Raw genomic sequence first — 18,823 nt, 5'->3', positions numbered from 1 at the left:
TAAAGGGCGTTTTTCTTGAAATTAAGAAAAGTGCTTAAAGGGCCATATTGTTGAATAACACTTTTGACGATAAGAAATACTATTCGAGTTTTTATGCAAATTTATGTACATGCTATTATAAACGCTGATACTTCAACTGTTTATGCAGTATGTCTAGATAACTGTAAAATCAATATTTAAAGCGAAAAGGCACAAACGTTGATTTATGAACTGCTCCCTGTCAAGTAGACAGCGGAAATATTAAAAATGACTTACGCGGCTTGAGCTCTGTATTCTAGAGGGCTCAAGCCGTTTAATGTTTCTTGGTAACGTTCATTGTTATAGAACTTGATGTACGTATCAATGGCCTGCTTTAATGCTTCAAACGACTCGAACTTATATAAATAATACTTCTCTACTTTTAAGGTTCCCCAAAATGCTTCAATCGGACCGTTATCGATGCAACGGCCTACTCTAGACATACTGTGAATCATTTCTGATTGATCCATGATCTGCTTAAATTCTTTCGATGTATATTGATAACCACGATCGCTATGTAAAAGAGGGAATTCCTTCTCTTTTAATGTTCGTATAGCGGGTCTTACTGTCTTAAAAACTAGGTCATTATTATTCGAATGTCCCAATACGTAACTCACAATGGACTTATCATAGAGGTCAATAATCGCACTTAAATAAGCCTTTTTCCCACTACCATATTTAAACTCTGTGACGTCTGTACACCACTTCTGATTCGGTTTTTCTGCAGTGAATTCACGTGCTAATACATTTTCAGCCAAGTAATCCGGCTTTACTTTAGGGTACTTTTTCCGGCGACGTCGAATAACCGCCTCCAAACCGCAAATTTGCATCAGGCGATAAATTCGTTTCTTATTCACTTTCTTTAAACCTTCGGTTTTGCGTTTGCGGTTAATCGTCATCGTAATGCGACGATAGCCGTATATGCCATCTACTTGTGTATATAAATGTTGGATAGACTTCACCAGCTGTTTGTTTTCCAGTTCCTGCGCAGTTGGTTGACGATTTAACCATTTGTAGTAAGCTGCTCGGGATACCTTGGCGATTTTACATAATAAAACGATTGATATTTTTTCATTTTTAGCTAGCTCTTGTATTGCTATATAACGGTTTTGAATACGAATTCTACTTAACGACGCCTCCTTTCGATTTCCTCTAACTTTTTTAAAAGTAAATTTTCTGCACGTAATCTTTGATTTTCACGTTCCATCTCTTGAATTTTTAAGCGTAATTCATCCTCTGGTGTTCTTTCTTGTACTGGTTTTGTGCGACCTCGTTGATCTTGAAGTGCTTCTTCACCATTTTGTTCAAATTTACGTACCCATAGGTAGACTTGTTGGTAGGATACCTCATATTGTGCTGCTGTTTCTTGATAATTTTTGTCGTACGCTAGGCAGGCTTTTACAATTTCAATACGTTCTTCTACTGTTGTTTTTCTCCCTTTAGTCATAGTTTGGATCATTCCTTTACCCGTATCATTTAAATTACTATGACTAGTATAGAATTTTAACCAAGTATTGAAAACTGATAAACTACTAATCCCATATTTAGCTAGGATATCGAACTGGGAGTAGTTTCCTGATAAATAATCTTTAATAGCACGTTGTTTCAATTCTTCTGAATATATCTTATTTTTTACAGGACGTATGAGCGCTTCTACTCCACCATATTTATAAATAGCGCGCCAAACTTGTAGGGTTCTCATATTGACTGAAAACATTGTACATACTTTTTGGAGTGTATAGCCTTCTTCTAAATATTGAAGTGCTAATAATTTTATATCTGGTGAAAACGATTTTTTTGACATGAAAAAACTCCCCATTTGATAAACAGATTTTATTTTTTAATCTGTCTACCTAATGGGGAGCATATCATTACAACATTTGTGCCTTTCTAGAGTCTTCCCAAACTTTGGTTTGAGAACGTCTTATTTATATATTATACATAATTGAGTGCCTTAGTAGTTTTTTTAACAAATCCTTTTATGCTCCTCTATATTAATAATCAGAAAAACAGGGTATATGCTAGGTGTAATACTAGGAGGAGTAATAATGAAACTTGAATTCTTAAAAATTGAAAATATCGTAGAAACAGAGAAAAACATAGTCATTTCCATTCCAGCTGGAGGCATCCAGTTTGGATTTAAAAATAAGATCATTTCTTTAAAGGATCCCTTACGAATTGCTGTAACACATCGGGGCAGATTCCTCAATGTTGTTCGCTACGTCGATTTCGTAGTTTACGATGACCTATCAATATATACGACAGGTGAGATTAAGCGAGAAAGCTTATTTGGGATTGTATCCAATGAAGAAGTGCTAGTAGCCATTTATAAAGCGCTGGAAGAAGGTTGCACGGATGTTCCGTTTTTCAAATCAGTGGATTTTAAAGAAATGTTTAACCGTGAATTTGGTGAGGCATATGAGCAGTCGAGTTAAATTCGAGCTATATATATTATGTAATCTAAACAGGAAGACCCTTGTTGAGGCGAAGGTCTTCTTTTTTATTCTGTACTAAAATGAGGGGGCTTTATTACAAATAAGGTTTGAGTAAACTCGATGACGTAAGTTCGCAAGTTGGATACCACGCTTTTTATATCAATTTAACCAAACACACCTGAACTTTCCAACTTATTGACAACTATTAGCTGGTTTTGTGGAAGTTCAAGCAGCCAAAATACCCCCTATTCAATTGAATAAGGGGTGATGGTTCCCTAAGTGTCTTGTTCTCCTTCACCGTGACGAATAAACACTAACTTCATTTGAACACTGCTTTTAGCTTATTTATCAGTAATTTTGAGTAATTATTCAATTTCCTGCTGTGTTAATTGAAAAAATGCGAACAAAGCGACGTTATTTGGGAATTTCTTTTTATGTAAGGTAGGATACCACATGAATATGACAAACCCTTATTCCATAATTGGGCGCTTTAGTTGAATGATGATTAGATGGTCTCCCTTATTTACACATTGTAATGGTGATCAATTAGTTTCTTTGATAAGAAACGTTTAGCAAATTATTAAAAAATATAGAGGAATTTTAGTGACAAGAAGCTAACTCTTATAGTTAAAACAATTATATTGGAGTGATCACATTGTTAAATTTTTTTGAATATAACTGGCAGGTAAGAGACGAATGGTTTGATTGGTGTTACCAGCTATCGAATGAGGAATTAAAAAAAGAAAGAACTGGTGGAGTAGGGAGTATATTATATACTCTTTTTCACATTATTGATGTTGAATACAGTTGGCTTCGTGGTATTCAAGGAAAAGAAGACATAGTAGTTGAATTTGCTGATTATGATACGCCTGAAAAGGTTAAAGCTCTTTCTGATAGATTGCGAAATGAAATAGCAGAATTCCTAAATAAAGATATAGATGAATTTAAAAATAAAGATGTATCTGTACCTTGGGATGAAGATAAATATACCGTTGAGGAAATATTACACCATATAATTGCCCATGAAATTCATCACATTGGTCAACTCTCTATTTGGTCAAGAGAATTAGAACTCAACCCCGTACCTGCTAACTTTATTGGAAGAAGCTTCAATTCTATTCATTCTTATTGACTAAAGGGGTCTTTAGTTGAAAAACGATATTCAACAATCGGGCGCGAGGCTTCAATTAAAAAATCCCGTTTTGCCGTTAAAAAGCCATATTGTTGAATAAGGTTTTAATGTGGTAATAATTGGTGTGTTATATGGTTAATGCGATATTGTTTAAAGATACTTTAACCGGGCGCAATTCTGCAGAAAAATGCGTCTACGAAATGAAATGGGCCAAGTGCTTAAGGATAAAGTATAAATTTTAGGGGGGATTTTATGTTTATAGTAAATGTAGAAGGGGCAATTCGACGCAATGAGAAATGGCTTTTAATCCGCAGAAGTGAAAAGGAGGAGCATGCTGGTGGAGGTCTCTCATTAGTAGGAGGAAAGTGTGAAATTGAAGGTGATTCGTCTGATATTCTGGAAAGAACATTAAAACGAGAAGTTTTTGAAGAAGTAGGTAGCGAAATTACAGGCATTAAATATGTAAATAGCTCCTCCTTCGTGACAGAATCAGGGATAAATGTAATCGATATCGTTTTCCTATGTCATCATAAATCTGGAGAACCATATGCTAAAAGTACTGAAGAAGTGGATGATGTTATTTGGATGACTACATCAGAGATTCTTGCACATAAGGAACTACCTTTATTTCTAAAAGAAAACATTAAACTTGCAGAGAAAGTACTACAAGATAATTTGCAGGTGAGATATTAGGTATACATTTTCCACAATAGTATGATATGAGATTTGAATAATAATTAAAAACTTATGTTTTCAGATAGAGGGTAATAGCTGCAGTCTAGGAACGATCTTCAACAATCAGGTGCTTTTCTTGAATAAGGATTGCTTCACTTTTCATTAATGGGCTATCTATAAATCAAGAAAGGAATATTCAACAAAAAACTCTATATAACAATATAAATGCGGACAGATTACTCTGTCCGTTTTTATTTTTTCTATAAAGTTAGAATGTTTAAAAAACTATTTACAACATTATATAACGGTGATATTATTTTTTTAGTAGTAATAAATATTACATTATCTAAATTAGTTGTTATTTTTACTACACTTAAGATTAAATTTTTTAGTTACTTTTGAAACCGCTATCATTCGTTTTGGAAGAAATGATAGTTTGAAGAATTAAAATTATATTAATATAAGGGAGTGTTTGCATGAGTTATACAGTACCGCTTTTGTCTAATGAAGTTATTTTAAGGGCCAAAAAGTTAAATTCAACTTTAATATCAGATGCACAAGGTTGTACAGGTTCAATGGATTACAAAGTTAAACCAGTTTCATGGGGCATGAAAGTAGTTGGAACGGCTTTAACAGTTGATTTGAGAGCAGGAGATAATCTTTTCCTACATCAAGGGATTTACTGTGGAGGTGAGGGGTACGTGCTTGTCGCAGATGGAAAAGGACATACAGAAAATGCTTATCTGGGTGAATTAATGGCTGGAGCTGCTAAAGCAATTGGCCTTGAGGGAATTGTCATTGATGGACTTGTACGTGATAAAGAAATGTTGAATGAAATTGGACTTCCAATTTTTGCGAAAGGATTCATTCCTAATGGACCATTTAAAGACGGTCCTGGTGCTATCAATATACCAATTTCCTGTGCTGGAGTTACCGTTTTTCCAGGGGATTTAATTGTCGGTGATGACGATGGTGTAGTTGTTGTCCCGAATGAAAAAATTGAAAGCGTACTCGTAAAAGCGGAAGCAAAGCTTCAATATGAGGAAAAGCGGATGCAGACAATTGCTAACTTTGAAGAGAACCGAAAACAAGGAAAGACAGATAAGAACAGTATAGCCCCTGAATGGTTAGCTAAAAAAATTAAAGAATTTGAATTTTAAAGGAGTAGAAGTGAATATGCATTTAGGTTTTATTGGATTTGGGGAGGCTGCTTTTGAATTAGCATCTGGTTTAAATGAGCAAGGGATACAAAAAATGTTGGCTTATGATCCACTCTGGAACGTACCGGAATATAGCGAACTTATTCGGACTCGGGCTAAAATATCAAACGTTACAATCGTGACATCGTTTGATGAGGTATTTAAAGAATTAGAAGTTGTCATTGTTGCAGTACCTGCTGATAAAGCGCTTGAAGTAAGTGGACAATTAATGTCACATGTAAATAATAACCTTGTTTATATAGATGTTTCAGCAGCAAACCCGAATATCAAAAAACAGATAGCATCTAATATTTGCACGTCTGGCGGGAAATTTGTAGATGCTGCGATGATGGGACCGTTACCAGTTTATAAACATAAAGTACCTATTCTTGCTAGTGGTGATGGATCTGATGTCTTTATTGAAATGATGTCTGGCTATGGTATGAATATTGAGAAGGTTAGTGAAATACCTGGTGAAGCTACTGCTGCAAAACTAATCCGGAGCATCTATATGAAGGGTGTAGTTGGTCTTTATATTGAATTGTTAGAAGCTGCACATCATTTTAATGTAGAGAACCTTGTCATTAATTCACTGAGTGAAACAATCAATGGAAGAACATTTGAAGAAACAATGAATCGCCTTGTTACGGGTACTGCACTTCATGCCGTTCGACGTTCTATTGAACTTGGAGGGACAATTGATATGTTAGAATCAGCTGAGATTGATTCCTCGATGTCGAAAGCAGCAAAAGCGAAAATAGAAAAGCTTGCTTTATTAAATTTAAAAGAGAAGTATCATGGTAAAAAGCCAGAACAATGGCAGCAGGTTATTGAAGCATTTAAAGTTACAACATAAAAATAGCGCGATTAATATTTCCGCTCAATAATCTTATAATTTTACAAGGGGTGTTAGTATGGGTGTAGGGATTTGGGCATTGCTAGTATTTATTGGGATAATTGTTTTTTGGAACCTGGTACTTAAACGTAATATTGCAGAGGCAATGTTAGCAGGGTTTATTGCAACTTCTTTGTTTGGGGGAACACAATTTTTCGATTTAATTTGGAGTGGACTTGTATTTGCATCTACAAATGAAGTTTTATATGCATCTGTTGCGTTTGTTTTTATGGCGTATGTCATTGATCATACAGCAATTATTACCAAACTAGTGAAAATACTAAACTCTTTACTTGGTCGTCTTCCTGGTGGTGGTGCATACGTTGACACAATCGCATCGGCAGTAATGGGAACGCTTGCAGGGTCGAACTCGGGCAATACGGCTACGACAGGTTCCATTACTGCACCGTGGATGGTGGAGTCTAATTTTTCACGTGAAAGAACAGCAACTATTGTAGCCGGCAATGGGGGCCTAGGTGCAGCATTGCCACCTAGTGCTTCAATGTTCATCATGCTTGGATTCGCACCTATTGCAGCTGTTGTTTCAGAGGGGGACTTGTATGTAGCATTGTTTATTTCAGGAGTTTATCAAGTTATTTATCGAGTGTTCCTTATCATGTATTTTGTTAAGCGTGACAATATTAAAGCGATTTCACCAGAGTTTATCCAGCCTTTAAAAGAAGCGTTTCGAACAGGGTGGAAGTCAACATTAATTTTCTTTGGGGCATTAATTCCGATTGTCGTAACGATTGGTCCCCTTGCAGAAAGTTTTATGAATAATCCAAATATCGGGGAAGACGCTATGGAAAGTATCTCACTAATCACGTGGATACCGATACTAATTATCTTAATTAGTGTAATGGTAGGATGGAAGAGTTTACCCAAAACTGCATCTGGTTGGTCAGATTTTTTAAATAAAGCAATACCTCGCTTTTCAACAATCGGTGCATTGCTTGTCTTTGCTTACGCATCTAGCCAGGTACTAACAGATCTCGGTCTTCCTGATGATTTAACAACTTTAATGGGATCTATCGCAATTTCTAAGTGGCTAATGGTACTGTTAATTTCGCTTCTTTTTGCACTTGTTGCAGGTCCTTTGTCATCAACAGCTACTTTAACTGCAATTGGAATGGTTGCTTTTTCGGCAATGGTGTCAGCTGGTGTTGATCCGTTGCTTGCAGTAGTGGCAATTCTTGTTTTTGCATCTACAGAAGGTGCATCACCTCCGGCTTCCGGATCAATATTTATCGCAGCTTCGCTGGCAGGTGCTAATCCCGAAAAAACATTTGTTCCGCTAGTGGTATACTATGTTATTCCTATTTTATTGATTGGTTATCTGATTGCTATGAATATATTACCAGTATTTGTATAAAGGAGAGTTGAGAAATATGAGAAATATTATCGTCTTTTTATTTAAAACTTGTCTTTTGATGTTTATCATCGGTGGAACTTGTCTTGTCCTTGGTCAGTCGGCTGGTATTTTGTTTCAAAAGGGCGATTGGATAATAAAATCTTGGGAAATATTTGCGAATCCGACTTTCATAATTAGCGCAATAGCAGGTATTTTCGGTTTCATTCTTGGTTATTTTCCTAATGAAAAAGAGGAGAAAGCGAAAGTATATTCTTCAGGTGAGGTCAATGAGGAATTAGAGCTTGTTCGCTAAATTAAAGCAGGCAGACGATTTATATTGGTCTGTCTGCTTTTACTTTTCACATTAGATTTAAGTCGAAGGGTTGAGTCTATTTGAAGAAGGTTCAGGAAAATTGATTAACTACTTTAGTGGGAAAGGGCAAATAATAGCAATTGTTCTATTCCCTGGGGTTTGTAGGACTGCTTTCATTAAAAGCAGCATCTTCTACAGTTGGGATGCCGAGATTTTTTATGTATGTATGGGAGGAATATCTTTGATCGATTGATGTATCCGGCAAGTTTCTTTTTTACAAGAAAGGGAAAACGTGATAATATTTTCTCAAATAAAACAAGGTGGAAAATTTATCACAGTAACAACATGTCTGGAGAGATATTATGGAAAATCCGATTCTGAAATTACAGCAAAAGATTGGTGCATTAACAGAAACACAAAGAAAAGTGGCCGACTATATTATTAAACATCCACTTGATGTAGCCTTTTTGACGGTAGATCAACTTGCAGGTGTAGTAAAAACTAGTACTACAACTATAATGAGGTTAACATTTAATTTGGGCTATTCAGGTTATACTGAATTTCAAAAAGGTCTTCAAGAAAATTTGAGAAACCAAGCTGCTCCTCAAACAAGACTAGAAGCAAATATAAAAGGAATCGAAGACAACGATCTGTGGGGTAGATATGCAGAAACACAGATTAGAAATATTCAAAACTCTATTGATTTAATTTCACACGATACGCTCGAGCATACGCAAAAAATGATTTTGTCAGCAAATCGGATTATTTGTACGAGTGTAAGGAGTGGTTTACCCGTTGCACAATACTTAACACATGGACTAAATCGACTTTTTGGCAATGCTAGTCTTGTTGTGGCTGATCTAAGTGATTGGGTGGATAATGTTGTCGATATGGATGAAAATGATTTAGTGATTGCTATTAGCTTCCCGCGTTATGCCCGGAGAATTATTGATTTAGCCAGGACAGCTAAAACAAGTGGTGTAAAAATCATTTCCATTACTGATAGTTACTCATCGCCAATTGCGTCGCATTCAGACATAATCTTGCCATGTAACTCAAGTAGTATCGCTTTTCATAATTCAGCTGTTTCAGCAATGTTTGTGGCAGATTATATAATCAGCGCTCTAGCAATTAAATATCCTGACCAAACAAAAAAACGACTTGATAAAGTAAACGCAATCTTGACAGATATCAATTATCACTCAGTGAACTGACGTGAGGAAAGACAAGTTTAATATTTTGCTGTCTGTTATATTGTGAAATATTGTTGAATAACATTCTTGTACATTACAACGAATGGGTGATTCAGTGGTTAATGATGTCCCTGGACCATTTATCAAGGTTATTTCAATTAGTTGTCCTATTAAGTAAATAATCTTATGCTGCTATGGTGGCATTGTCATCACCCCTTTCTATAACAGCTAAATTAAAAAAGCTTCTATCTTTTATTACTTAGTAATTTAAGATAGAGGCTTTTTTTATGAAATTATAGATCATTTTTTTATTTATGACACGGCATTAGGCGAACATGGCCAAAAAATAATGTTGCTGAATTTCCATTATCCAATAAATAAAATTACAGCAAGATGTGGAAAGCCCTACATACTCTTTTGATGTTATTTTAAATTAACAGTAATAAAAAATATTTGGATGGAGGCAAATAATTAAAAATTAACAATCTGAATCAATTGGATGTTTTTTTATTGGTACGTAAAGATGATAAGAAGAATCAAGCTGATGAACGTTTTCAAAAACTTGAATCATTTCAATGCTGGACTCCTCTGCTTCTTGTTTGGAAATCTTTAAAAATCTAGCAAAGTCAGTAGTAAGAACGTCCCCTATGTCGAGGATGTCACCTAAATACTTAAACTTAGCACAAAATATTGTTGGTATATCATCTGTAAAATAATAAGGTTTATTAATCTGGATATCGTATGGAATTCCGAATAAAACATTAAACTGTGTTGAGTTTGGCTGACAATTTGAGTAAATGACATAGCACGGACTATTAATAGTTCGATTAATACTATCTAAGAGCATTTTCGAATGCGATCGAATTTTCAGCTTGTAATTTTCAGTTGCTAAATCAACTGAAAATGCGATTCCGCAAATTCGCATTTCTTCGAATTCAGTTAAGGTAAAATCGGTGACTATATCACCATTTATGTTTTTAATCGGTTTCTTTACAACGAAAGGAATAGGCGATACATTGATCGTCGACAAATTTTCATTCAGTTTGCTAGGAGCTATCCCATATTGTCTTTTGAAGGCACGAGTGAAAGACGATGGAGTTCCGAAGTTAAGCCGGTATGCAATGTCTGTTAGAGATACTTTTTCATTTAGAATTAGATTAATGGACTTATTTAATCTTCTAGAAAGTAAATAGTTATTAAAAGAGTAACCAGTCATTGCGGAAAAAAGTCTATGAAAATAGAATTTCGAAATATTGAAGTGATTTGATACAGTCTCTAATGATATAGATTCTTCTGTATTCTCTTCAATATAGTCTAATGCATTTTTAATTAGATCATAATGTTCCACGATATCACTTCTTTCTTATTTCATATCAATTAGTAAACTATATGAATTTTAAAAAATAATAATTCGTTTTTACAAGGAGGATTACGAATGTCAAAAAAATTTGAAGTGAAGGAAAATGAATTGAATATTGCAGGAAGGAATTTTAAAAAAGTTGCAGGATTATTTTCAGTTTTGGCAGGAGCTTTATACACAGTGATTCAATTCATCCATCCACCTGAAATTTTAACATCTGTTTCTTTAAGTTCCTGGCAGATCGTTGCCTGTTTAAGCATTCTTATGTCTCTATCCTTTATAATAGGTAATATTGGAATTTACATGAAACAAGTTGAAGTAGTAGGGTGGATTGGTTTAATAGGATTTATCTTTTTTAATTTGTTTTGGTTAATTTCAATGACTTTTAGTATCATTGAAGCATTTGTTTATCCGCTGCTTATAAATGAAGCACCTAAGTTTGTAGAGGGTATGTTAGGACTCTTTGGCGAGAATAATTCGGAGATTAATTTGGGAGTTTTTACGATATTGGTCCCCATTGCTGGAATATTATATATGCTTGGCGGCTTACTTCTAGGAATTGCAATGTATCGTGCTAAAGTATTTCCACGCTTCGCGGGTATATTACTTTCATTTGCTGCTGTCGTAACTTTAGCTACTGCAATCATTCCTCACCCTTATGATCGAATATTAGCATTACCGATGGGAGCAGTTTTCGTTTGGCTAGGGTATATACTTTGGTTTGACACAAACAGCATATTAGAAACAAATAAAATATAAGTGTTACCTCATACATTCGGCACATTTGTTGTTCAATAATCGGGCACAATTCTAGAAAAAGTATTGCGCTTTCTTTAGCTTAAGGGCCAGATTGTTAAAGATCATTCTTTTGTGAAAACGCTAGGTTAACTTAAAAGGCACTAAATGAACCGATTCGTTTAGTGCCTTTCTAGATAATAAAATGTTTACTTTTAGGAATAGTTTATTACTGGATTAATAAAATTGAAAAAGGAAGAAAAAAGAGGTGATTTTATTTTAGAAAAACTCAGGAAAATTAATATGAAAACTGCTGTATTTATGGGAATTATTTTTTACTCTATGACTATCTTGATCCACTTTCTTATTATAAGCAAAAGTATTCCATTCACATGGGTTAATGGTGGAAGGTCTGATTCTTTTGCTGAACAGCTACCAATAACTGTTATAAATCTCGTTATTTCTACTATTGGATTAGTTTTTACGTTAATTGTTGGTAGAATTAAAATATATAAATACAAAAGAGGAATAACTTTCATATGTTGGTTTTTTGTTGTACTTTGGTCATTTGGATTTATACAACAATTGTATGGGACAATTTTTGAAAAAATGGTTTGCTCGTTAATATTGCTTATTGGCGTTATCTCGAACTTGCGTATGGCGATTGAAAAAAATTGAACTACTTAATTGATATGCATTAGTTTTCTTAACTTTATTAGCTACAGTATTAAAAGATCGTTTTACAATAAATACAAAAGCAATTAATTTGCAATAGAATATTAGTGGGGGTGTTTAAATAAGATAAAAGTTATTAATAATACAAAATGTGTAAAGTCTCATATAAACAATGTTTTACTAAAAAATCGGTAAACGCTGCAGCAACAATGTTTACCGATTTTCCTTAATCTCTAAACTTTAATTCCGGAATATTATTTTTATTATATTGTATATTTTACTCATTTTTAATTACTTATCTTTTTAATAATCGTATATGTACATACTGCCATTACAAATGCTAAGTACAAAATTGAGGTTCCTATAAAACCTAAATAGGAACTTCCGTTTTTGGGTGAACCAGAACTAAAAATACTTGAGAAAAATGTACATAAGATAAGCCCTATTAGCAATGTTCCAATCCCGATACCTAATGATTTCAAAATATTCGCCTCTTTTTTTAATTGGATTGTATATGCTTTTTGAATATGAATAATTTTACTTACCTAATACTATACAATATTGTTCTTTATAGTTTTCGTCGTTCCAATCGTACATCTGGATCAGATGATTGAGAGATAATTCGTTATAATTAAACCTACTGTACGGTATATTTAGTTCATTATCATCATGACCAATCCATACTCGCCATAGTTCAATTATCTGTTATTCTCTAATATTGTCTTTTAAGTAATCCAATAATTGCTTTACCCTTAATTCTGAATAACGGAAATTCACTTCATATATAAATGGATAGCCTGTATATTCACTTACGTTATAATAACAGTCTTTATTGATGACTAACTCATTTAAATCCTCTTCATTTTCAACAAATAAGACTTGGGCAATCGGGTCCATCTTCTCCCAAGGAACCAATTCATGCGGTGTTATTTCTAATTCAATTGCTTCTTTGACCGTAATATATTTTGCTTTGGATTCTATTTCTGGCATTTCAAGATTTGATGCTATAAATGAACAATAGCTCATTGAATTACCTCCAAAATTCGTTGTGACATAAGGTAGAAAGCTAAATTTATTATTTAATTTTAATGCTATAATAGCGCATTGCTGTCGGCACACCTTCCATATCGAAGACGCCATTCATAATTAAGCGAATGACACGATGTTCGATAAAGCGGTCGCCAATATATTGATTTAAATGGCCCATTACTTCGCCTATAATTCTGGCTGTTTTTATAAAGTCATTTTGTTTTTTCTTTTCCTCAAAATTTCTCACCGTATCCACGATGTACGCATCGTAGTAATTTTCTGAAACACTTACGATTTCGTTATTTTCCCATATGCGTAAAACTTCTTTTTCAACGCACAGTTGTAGCCATTGTTGTTCGAATGTTTTACGTTCTGTTTGTGTGAGTACATGACTATTTTTATTATTTACATATATTTGCTTTAATTGCTTCGCAGAAATTTCACCCATATGTCGTGGGGTAAATTCAATTTCAGCTCGATCAAAATGCATTTTATAAGCTTCATTGATATTGATCATCACAATTTCGTTTGTTTTTTCTTTTAATATATAGAGCATTAATCGTAAGGCGGTTTGCTCATGTGCATTTTCTCCAGTCCAAATAATAATTTTATGATGGCTTGGAATTTGCTCGAGCGCTAATATGTTTTTATTAAAGTTGTCTTCGTAAGCAAATAGCACTTCATCATCCATACTTATATGAGTACGCAACCAGTTGTAGCGATTATTGATACCTTCTGACGTATGTAAGTTCCAAATAGGACCTATCGAAAATATATCTGAGATGTTAATGATGTTTTCATGTTGTATTAAATCTGACTTTTTTAAAGCGACCCTTAAACTACCAGCGGGTGAATCACCAAAGACAAGATGAGTTGTGTGAAATTGTGTTTGTAGGTTACTTTCTTGATTATTTTTATACGCTAACAGGTCGGTATATGTATTTTTTACATCTAAAAAGAATTGCTGCTCTGAATAGCCTTTTCTCTCCTCAACTAATTGCATACGCAAAAAGACTTGAAGTAATAATGATTTTAATTCTGTATCATCCAAATGATTAATCATTTCTTTCATTTCATCAGACAATTAAAAAACCTCCTTTTTTCAATTTTACCATTATCTAATTAAGGGAAGGGGCCTTCATTTCATTAAAGCGCATATTATCGAATATAAAATCAAAATTGAATAAAATTGAAGGAATAATATACATATAGTTCTCAATCTTCTAAAATGGAAATATAAGGGGTTGAATTGGTTGAAGAATTTAATATTTAGCGCAGCATTGGTTTTTAGTATTGGGTTAGTAGGATGTAGTGAAAAAACCTCCGATGAAGAAGCTTTAATAAAGGAAGCTTCAAACAAAGAAACTTTACCATTAGGTGATAATGAAGATGGAAAAGTTTCTAAAGAAGTGTATAAACAAATTAAGGTCGGTATGACTTCCGAAGAGGTATTTAATATTATTGGATCAAAGGGAACAGTAGTTTCATTAAGTGACTCAGATGATGATTCGCATAATACGGCTATATATAAATTTGAAACAGATAGTGAATCTTCGGTTTCTGAGATGACATTCGTGGGAGATAAACTGAGTTATAAAGCACAACTAGGGCTAGAAACATCTGAAATTAAAATAAACCTTGGGCAATTAAATAAGCTAGAAAAAGGGATTTCAAAGGAGGAAGCATTTAAGATTCTTGGTGGTAAAGGTGCACTCATTGCTGAATCTGACATTTTAGAAATATACAGTTATAATAATTCAACTTCAGATGCCGATGTAACGGTAGTGTTTATTGAGGATAAATTTAAGTCAACTGGTGAACTAAAAAGCTCTTTGTAAGGTCGTGATACATAATATAAAGTGCTTTATTCTATTAAGAATGGTTTCAGGAATATCATTTTGGTTTGTGTAGAATTATGTAATTTCTAAAATATTTAATCAAAAGGCGGAGTGGAATTCTATGAAGTTAGTTTGTGAGTCCGAGAAATTAGATGATTACTTAATCGAAATAAATGAAGTTAATTATTCTCACCCTTTAATTAAAGCAAAAGCGGAGGAACTTTTTACCGACTTTCAAACGGATATAGAAAAAACAAAATTAGCTTTTGAATTTGTTCGGGATACAATTTCTCATTCATGGGATATTCAAGGGAAGCGAGTTACTTGTAAAGCCTCAGAAGTCTTAAAGTATAAAGAAGGAATTTGCTATGCTAAATCAAACCTTCTAGCGTCACTATTGCGATCACAAGGAATACCAACAGGATTCTGTTATCAGCGATTGATGTTATTTGACACCCCGGAAAAAGGGTATTCGCTTCATGCGTTAAATGCTGTTTATTTAAAAGCTCTAAATAAATGAATACGATTAGATGCTCGAGGAAATAAACTTGGTGATGATGCTCAATTTTCATTAGAAGAAGAAAAATTAGCTTTTTCAGTTAATGAGAAATTTGATGAAAAGGACTACCCTGTTATTTTTGTAAAGCCTAATTTAAAAACTATAACTGTTTTAAGAGAGCATACAGATAGGGCGCTTTCTTTAAATAAGGAAGGGGTCCTTTTTCATTTAAAGGGCATATTGTGGAAAAACGTATGAGTAACTAGGGGAATTTCACGATATTAAAAATTTAAGTATCTTCAGGCCAGGTGTTCAGTTAATCTGATGGATGGTACTATATAGTGTAATTTTAAGATTTAGTCATTGACCGTAAAAGAGGAAAATCATTTAGAAACTACTATAATTTATCTCTGGGGTGAAAAAAGTGGAATTAATAAAATCATCAGAAATGAAAAATGCATTTATAAATTTTTTTAATATATATGCCCATGAACTTTCAAAATATAATCCTTGGCTTGGGACGCAGATTGATAGCCAAGGTAATTATTTATCGGAGCAAGTTGAACAACTTATAGGTGATGGGAATCTGAATTCATTTTGTATAACTGAGAATAAGAAACCCATAGGATTTGTTGTATTTTCCCATTCTGATAGTAATGAAGAAAATGTGTGTTCCATTGATGAAATCTTCTTAATTGAAACAAACAGAGGAAGAGGAATATGTGAAAGCATATGTAAAGAGTTTTGGAGTAAGAATAGAGGAGTTTGCACATTGCATGTATTAAAAGCAAACCGTCCGTCAGTAACATATTGGGAAAAACTGATTTCTAGATGCGGATATACTTACGAAAAGTTAGAAGAAAATGAACAGATGTGGTGTTATGAAATTAGACTTGACTCAGGTGGAGAATTTTAAGCTGATAAATTCTAACGGGTCATGTTGAATAACCAGATTGTGAACTAACCAGCAGTTTTGAAGAAGGAATTATCCAACTTAGCGAAGAATGTTATTGCTTTGGAGGGAAAATGATTATGAATGATTTATTTATAATAGACTGCGGTGAAATTTTATTAAGAGAGTTTAGAATAGAAGATGTAGATGCTATTTATGAACTGACTTCACAACCCGAAGTTTATGAGTTTTTGCCGGATTGGCGTTCGACTAGGGAACAAAGGTTAGACTGGGTTACAAATTATGAGATTCCGGAAAATAAAGAGTTTTTAGCTAATGTTCCAAGCATAGGTGAAAGGTGGCTGAAGTTGGGAATTGTTTTAAAAGAAACTGACGAATTTATTGGTTTCTGTAATACAGGTATTAAAGAGGAACTAAGTGGACCGAATAGAGAAGTTGCTTACTCTATTTCTAAGCATTTTAGAAACAAGGGGTACACAACCCAAGCAGTAAATGGGTTAATAAATTACTTATTTAAAAACACCGATGTTGAACAATTAAATGCTGTAGTTCTTCCGCGTAATGTAGCTTCAAATAAAGTATTAGATAAATGTGGCTTTCAACTTAGTGGGAATATTAAGATAGAAGATCAATTATATTATCATTACACGTTACTAAAAAGTGAATTTAATAAGATTAACTAACCCGCTAATAATTCGCTGGTATTCAATAATAGGGCGCAATTCTATAACAAGGAATTGTGTCTTTTTTAGTCTCCATCTAAAAAATAGTATTACTAATTTGAACTATTTTTATCGAAAATGAACAGAGACATTGTGAATCATTAAAATAGGTAAGAGCTATCCACAAAAGATTGTAGGATAGCTCTTACAATTTTTTTGTATTGCAAAAATTAAGAGTGTAAATTCCTTTTTAAGCGACTCTTAAAGCTAACTGAGCTAATAATTGGATGGCTGCTTGAACTACTACGTCAATTTGAACTTCTGTTTGTCTTACAGTGATTGCATCAGAGTCAATAATAGTAACGTTTTGAGTTTCGGTTTGAGTAACTGCTAAATTTTGAGCTATGCTTTGAAGATTGCTTACATCAGCATTCTCATTCGTGCCTAAAACTACAATGGCAGCTTCGATAGCAGCTTGTAGGGCAGCTTGAACTACCACAAGACCTTGTACTTCCGTTTGAGTTACGTCAACAGTATGAGAATTTTGAATCAATAACCCTTGATTTTGAGTTTGAATTACTTCTAGATTATCTTCAGTGTTTTGGTTTCCAGTAACCGGCATAAATAATCATCTCCTTTCGAGTTTATTTGGTATTACGTCACTAGATTATGCTTTAGTTGAAAAAGACTGTGGACGAATATCTTAGGTAACTCTGAATTTATTCAAATGGTGTTTAGCCTATTAGCTGATTAACTAGCTGCTTGAAATAATCTAGGCATTTATTTTATTAGAAGAGTGTCTATATAGGTTTATGTTTAAAATTTTTTAAAAGGAGACAAATTAAATAATATTCTTTAGAGAGAATGTTAAAAAAAGGCAGTTTAGGGGACTTTTTTGTATACCGCGAATTATTGTATTGAAGTAAAAATATAGCTATTATGGAAATATATATGTATATTAAGAAATCATACTTTGAGAGTATACAAGAAGGAGTTACTTAAATGAAAATCATACAATTAACACCTCAATTATTAAATGATAATAAAGATAACAGTCATATTTATTTATATAATATGATTCACCCTACGATCAATTCGAATAGTTGGATGAATCAATGGCAAGATATTGAATCACGTTTTCAACTTTTTAAATTCTTAGACCTGCCAATAGAGGATATACTTGCTCACAGTTGGAATGAGGAATTTATTGAACAGGTTGTTAATGAAACGGTCCAACTTGTTAAACAGCATATTGAACTTGATGATAATTTACAAATCACAATTGTACCTGCACTTCCTTTTCCTTGGTTTTTGAATATAGATCAATCGATTTGGACAAATGGATTTACGAATAGTAGTCAGAGCATTTGGATTGCTATTCCTGCTGATCCGGACATATCATTCTTACGCTATTTATTAGCACACGAGCTACATCATGCAGCACCGCAAAATCCCATTTATAAGTTAACACTTGATCAATTCCCACTTAAAGATTGGTACAAAATGGAGGGGACAGCTGAATATTTTAGCTTGCAACTATTCGAAGATAAACGCTGGTGGAAAGAAAGTTTTACTTTAGAAGTAGAAGAAAATTATATTGCAGAAGCAAAAAGATTTTTAAATACAGATGATAATGCAATTAAAGGACCACTTTGCTTTGGAAGCGTAAAGCTACAAATTCCTTTTATGGCTGGTTATTCGTTTGCCTACTATGCTGTAAAGGATTATATAAAACGTTATCCAATTGAAAATTTAAATCAACTATTTGAGATTAATCCGGAAGAGCTTGTTATGACATATAAGTTACATAGCACAAAAAATTAAATTAAATTGCACTATCTCTTCAACTATTGGGCACTTTCATTGAATAAGGAAGGGCTCTTTTTTACATTTGAGAACTT

The 18,823-nt window shown here is 33.5% G+C and carries 19 protein-coding genes and 1 pseudogene; 15 read left to right on the top strand and 5 right to left on the bottom strand.

Annotation, left to right across the window (positions count from 1 at the left end):
* Window positions 1-251: 251 nt before the first annotated feature.
* Window positions 252-1,822, bottom strand: a protein-coding gene (locus AC0VXV_RS11495; RefSeq protein ID WP_475528134.1) for an IS3 family transposase whose coding sequence is annotated in 2 segments (ribosomal slippage) — window positions 252-1,186 and window positions 1,186-1,822 — 1,572 coding nt in all. Because the reading frame shifts where the segments join, the coding sequence is not laid out codon by codon here.
* A 244-nt stretch (window positions 1,823-2,066) separates the two neighbouring features.
* On the opposite strand from AC0VXV_RS11495, the gene AC0VXV_RS11490 reads away from it, so the two are divergent.
* From AC0VXV_RS11490 to AC0VXV_RS11455, 8 genes are all read left to right on the top strand, one after another.
* Window positions 2,067-2,453 (top strand): molecular chaperone, encoded by a 387-nt coding sequence (locus AC0VXV_RS11490; RefSeq protein ID WP_475528294.1) that lies wholly within the window; start codon window positions 2,067-2,069, stop codon window positions 2,451-2,453.
* Between the two features lie 655 nt (window positions 2,454-3,108).
* On the top strand, window positions 3,109-3,585 hold the full coding sequence (locus AC0VXV_RS11485; RefSeq protein WP_475528293.1) for a DinB family protein: 477 nt from the start codon (window positions 3,109-3,111) through the stop codon (window positions 3,583-3,585).
* A gap of 252 nt (window positions 3,586-3,837) precedes the next feature.
* On the top strand, window positions 3,838-4,278 hold the full coding sequence (locus tag AC0VXV_RS11480; protein WP_475528292.1) for an NUDIX hydrolase: 441 nt from the start codon (window positions 3,838-3,840) through the stop codon (window positions 4,276-4,278).
* Window positions 4,279-4,736: 458 nt separating this feature from the next.
* Entirely contained in the window at window positions 4,737-5,420 is a 684-nt protein-coding gene (locus AC0VXV_RS11475; RefSeq protein ID WP_475528291.1) for an RraA family protein, read from the top strand.
* Between the two features lie 16 nt (window positions 5,421-5,436).
* Window positions 5,437-6,315 (top strand): DUF1932 domain-containing protein, encoded by an 879-nt coding sequence (locus tag AC0VXV_RS11470; RefSeq protein ID WP_475528290.1) that lies wholly within the window; start codon window positions 5,437-5,439, stop codon window positions 6,313-6,315.
* A gap of 58 nt (window positions 6,316-6,373) precedes the next feature.
* Window positions 6,374-7,726, top strand: coding sequence for a TRAP transporter large permease subunit (locus AC0VXV_RS11465; protein WP_475528288.1), 1,353 nt, complete (start codon window positions 6,374-6,376; stop codon window positions 7,724-7,726).
* Window positions 7,727-7,742: 16 nt separating this feature from the next.
* The gene (locus tag AC0VXV_RS11460; protein ID WP_475528286.1) at window positions 7,743-8,018 is read left to right on the top strand and encodes a hypothetical protein; all 276 of its coding nucleotides are present in this window, start codon (window positions 7,743-7,745) and stop codon (window positions 8,016-8,018) included.
* 362 nt (window positions 8,019-8,380) lie between these two features.
* Entirely contained in the window at window positions 8,381-9,232 is an 852-nt protein-coding gene (locus AC0VXV_RS11455) for a MurR/RpiR family transcriptional regulator (protein ID WP_475528284.1), read from the top strand.
* 457 nt (window positions 9,233-9,689) lie between these two features.
* Here the strand turns inward: AC0VXV_RS11455 and AC0VXV_RS11450 are convergent, their stop codons facing one another.
* On the bottom strand, window positions 9,690-10,559 hold the full coding sequence (locus AC0VXV_RS11450) for a helix-turn-helix transcriptional regulator (protein WP_475528283.1): 870 nt from the start codon (window positions 10,557-10,559) through the stop codon (window positions 9,690-9,692).
* Between the two features lie 87 nt (window positions 10,560-10,646).
* Here AC0VXV_RS11450 and AC0VXV_RS11445 point away from each other — a divergent pair, with 87 nt between their 5' ends.
* On the top strand, window positions 10,647-11,330 hold the full coding sequence (locus AC0VXV_RS11445; RefSeq protein ID WP_475528282.1) for a hypothetical protein: 684 nt from the start codon (window positions 10,647-10,649) through the stop codon (window positions 11,328-11,330).
* A 222-nt stretch (window positions 11,331-11,552) separates the two neighbouring features.
* Entirely contained in the window at window positions 11,553-11,984 is a 432-nt protein-coding gene (locus tag AC0VXV_RS11440; RefSeq protein ID WP_475528281.1) for a hypothetical protein, read from the top strand.
* A gap of 702 nt (window positions 11,985-12,686) precedes the next feature.
* Here AC0VXV_RS11440 and AC0VXV_RS11435 read toward each other — a convergent pair.
* Both AC0VXV_RS11435 and AC0VXV_RS11430 read right to left on the bottom strand, forming a co-directional pair.
* Window positions 12,687-13,007 carry a hypothetical protein gene (locus AC0VXV_RS11435; protein WP_475528280.1) on the bottom strand — a complete coding sequence of 107 codons (321 nt, stop codon included), beginning with the start codon at window positions 13,005-13,007 and terminating at the stop codon, window positions 12,687-12,689.
* A gap of 49 nt (window positions 13,008-13,056) precedes the next feature.
* Entirely contained in the window at window positions 13,057-14,094 is a 1,038-nt protein-coding gene (locus AC0VXV_RS11430) for a DUF1835 domain-containing protein (RefSeq protein WP_475528279.1), read from the bottom strand.
* Window positions 14,095-14,263: 169 nt separating this feature from the next.
* Here AC0VXV_RS11430 and AC0VXV_RS11425 point away from each other — a divergent pair, with 169 nt between their 5' ends.
* From AC0VXV_RS11425 to AC0VXV_RS11410, 4 genes and pseudogenes are all read left to right on the top strand, one after another.
* On the top strand, window positions 14,264-14,848 hold the full coding sequence (locus AC0VXV_RS11425) for a hypothetical protein (RefSeq protein WP_475528278.1): 585 nt from the start codon (window positions 14,264-14,266) through the stop codon (window positions 14,846-14,848).
* Between the two features lie 121 nt (window positions 14,849-14,969).
* A pseudogene (locus AC0VXV_RS11420) lies at window positions 14,970-15,605 on the top strand (transglutaminase-like domain-containing protein).
* A 166-nt stretch (window positions 15,606-15,771) separates the two neighbouring features.
* Complete coding sequence (locus AC0VXV_RS11415) at window positions 15,772-16,263, top strand: GNAT family N-acetyltransferase (RefSeq protein WP_475528277.1); 492 nt, start codon at window positions 15,772-15,774, stop codon at window positions 16,261-16,263.
* Between the two features lie 116 nt (window positions 16,264-16,379).
* Window positions 16,380-16,943: a GNAT family N-acetyltransferase gene (locus AC0VXV_RS11410; protein WP_475528275.1), complete on the top strand. Its 564-nt coding sequence runs from the start codon at window positions 16,380-16,382 to the stop codon at window positions 16,941-16,943.
* A 229-nt stretch (window positions 16,944-17,172) separates the two neighbouring features.
* Here AC0VXV_RS11410 and AC0VXV_RS11405 read toward each other — a convergent pair whose 3' ends face one another.
* Complete coding sequence (locus AC0VXV_RS11405; RefSeq protein WP_475528274.1) at window positions 17,173-17,544, bottom strand: hypothetical protein; 372 nt, start codon at window positions 17,542-17,544, stop codon at window positions 17,173-17,175.
* Window positions 17,545-17,924: 380 nt separating this feature from the next.
* Between AC0VXV_RS11405 and AC0VXV_RS11400 the strand changes: the two genes are divergently transcribed.
* Window positions 17,925-18,746, top strand: a complete 822-nt coding sequence (locus tag AC0VXV_RS11400; RefSeq protein WP_475528273.1) for a DUF2268 domain-containing putative Zn-dependent protease — start codon at window positions 17,925-17,927, stop codon at window positions 18,744-18,746.
* The last annotated feature ends 77 nt before the right edge of the window (window positions 18,747-18,823 follow it).

Source organism: Solibacillus sp. iso_87 (assembly GCF_056173085.1).
The sequence above is the reverse complement of the archived record's forward strand: the minus strand, read 5'-3'. Positions and strand labels throughout refer to the sequence as shown.

Coding starts and splice junctions, on each gene's coding strand:
- AC0VXV_RS11490 (WP_475528294.1), top strand. CDS start 2,067: ATGAAACTTGAATTCTTAAAAATTGAAAATATCGTAGAAACAGAGAAA.
- AC0VXV_RS11480 (WP_475528292.1), top strand. CDS start 3,838: ATGTTTATAGTAAATGTAGAAGGGGCAATTCGACGCAATGAGAAATGG.
- AC0VXV_RS11475 (WP_475528291.1), top strand. CDS start 4,737: ATGAGTTATACAGTACCGCTTTTGTCTAATGAAGTTATTTTAAGGGCC.
- AC0VXV_RS11470 (WP_475528290.1), top strand. CDS start 5,437: ATGCATTTAGGTTTTATTGGATTTGGGGAGGCTGCTTTTGAATTAGCA.
- AC0VXV_RS11465 (WP_475528288.1), top strand. CDS start 6,374: ATGGGTGTAGGGATTTGGGCATTGCTAGTATTTATTGGGATAATTGTT.
- AC0VXV_RS11460 (WP_475528286.1), top strand. CDS start 7,743: ATGAGAAATATTATCGTCTTTTTATTTAAAACTTGTCTTTTGATGTTT.
- AC0VXV_RS11455 (WP_475528284.1), top strand. CDS start 8,381: ATGGAAAATCCGATTCTGAAATTACAGCAAAAGATTGGTGCATTAACA.
- AC0VXV_RS11445 (WP_475528282.1), top strand. CDS start 10,647: ATGTCAAAAAAATTTGAAGTGAAGGAAAATGAATTGAATATTGCAGGA.
- AC0VXV_RS11435 (WP_475528280.1), bottom strand. CDS start 13,007: ATGAGCTATTGTTCATTTATAGCATCAAATCTTGAAATGCCAGAAATA.
- AC0VXV_RS11410 (WP_475528275.1), top strand. CDS start 16,380: ATGAATGATTTATTTATAATAGACTGCGGTGAAATTTTATTAAGAGAG.
- AC0VXV_RS11405 (WP_475528274.1), bottom strand. CDS start 17,544: ATGCCGGTTACTGGAAACCAAAACACTGAAGATAATCTAGAAGTAATT.
- AC0VXV_RS11400 (WP_475528273.1), top strand. CDS start 17,925: ATGAAAATCATACAATTAACACCTCAATTATTAAATGATAATAAAGAT.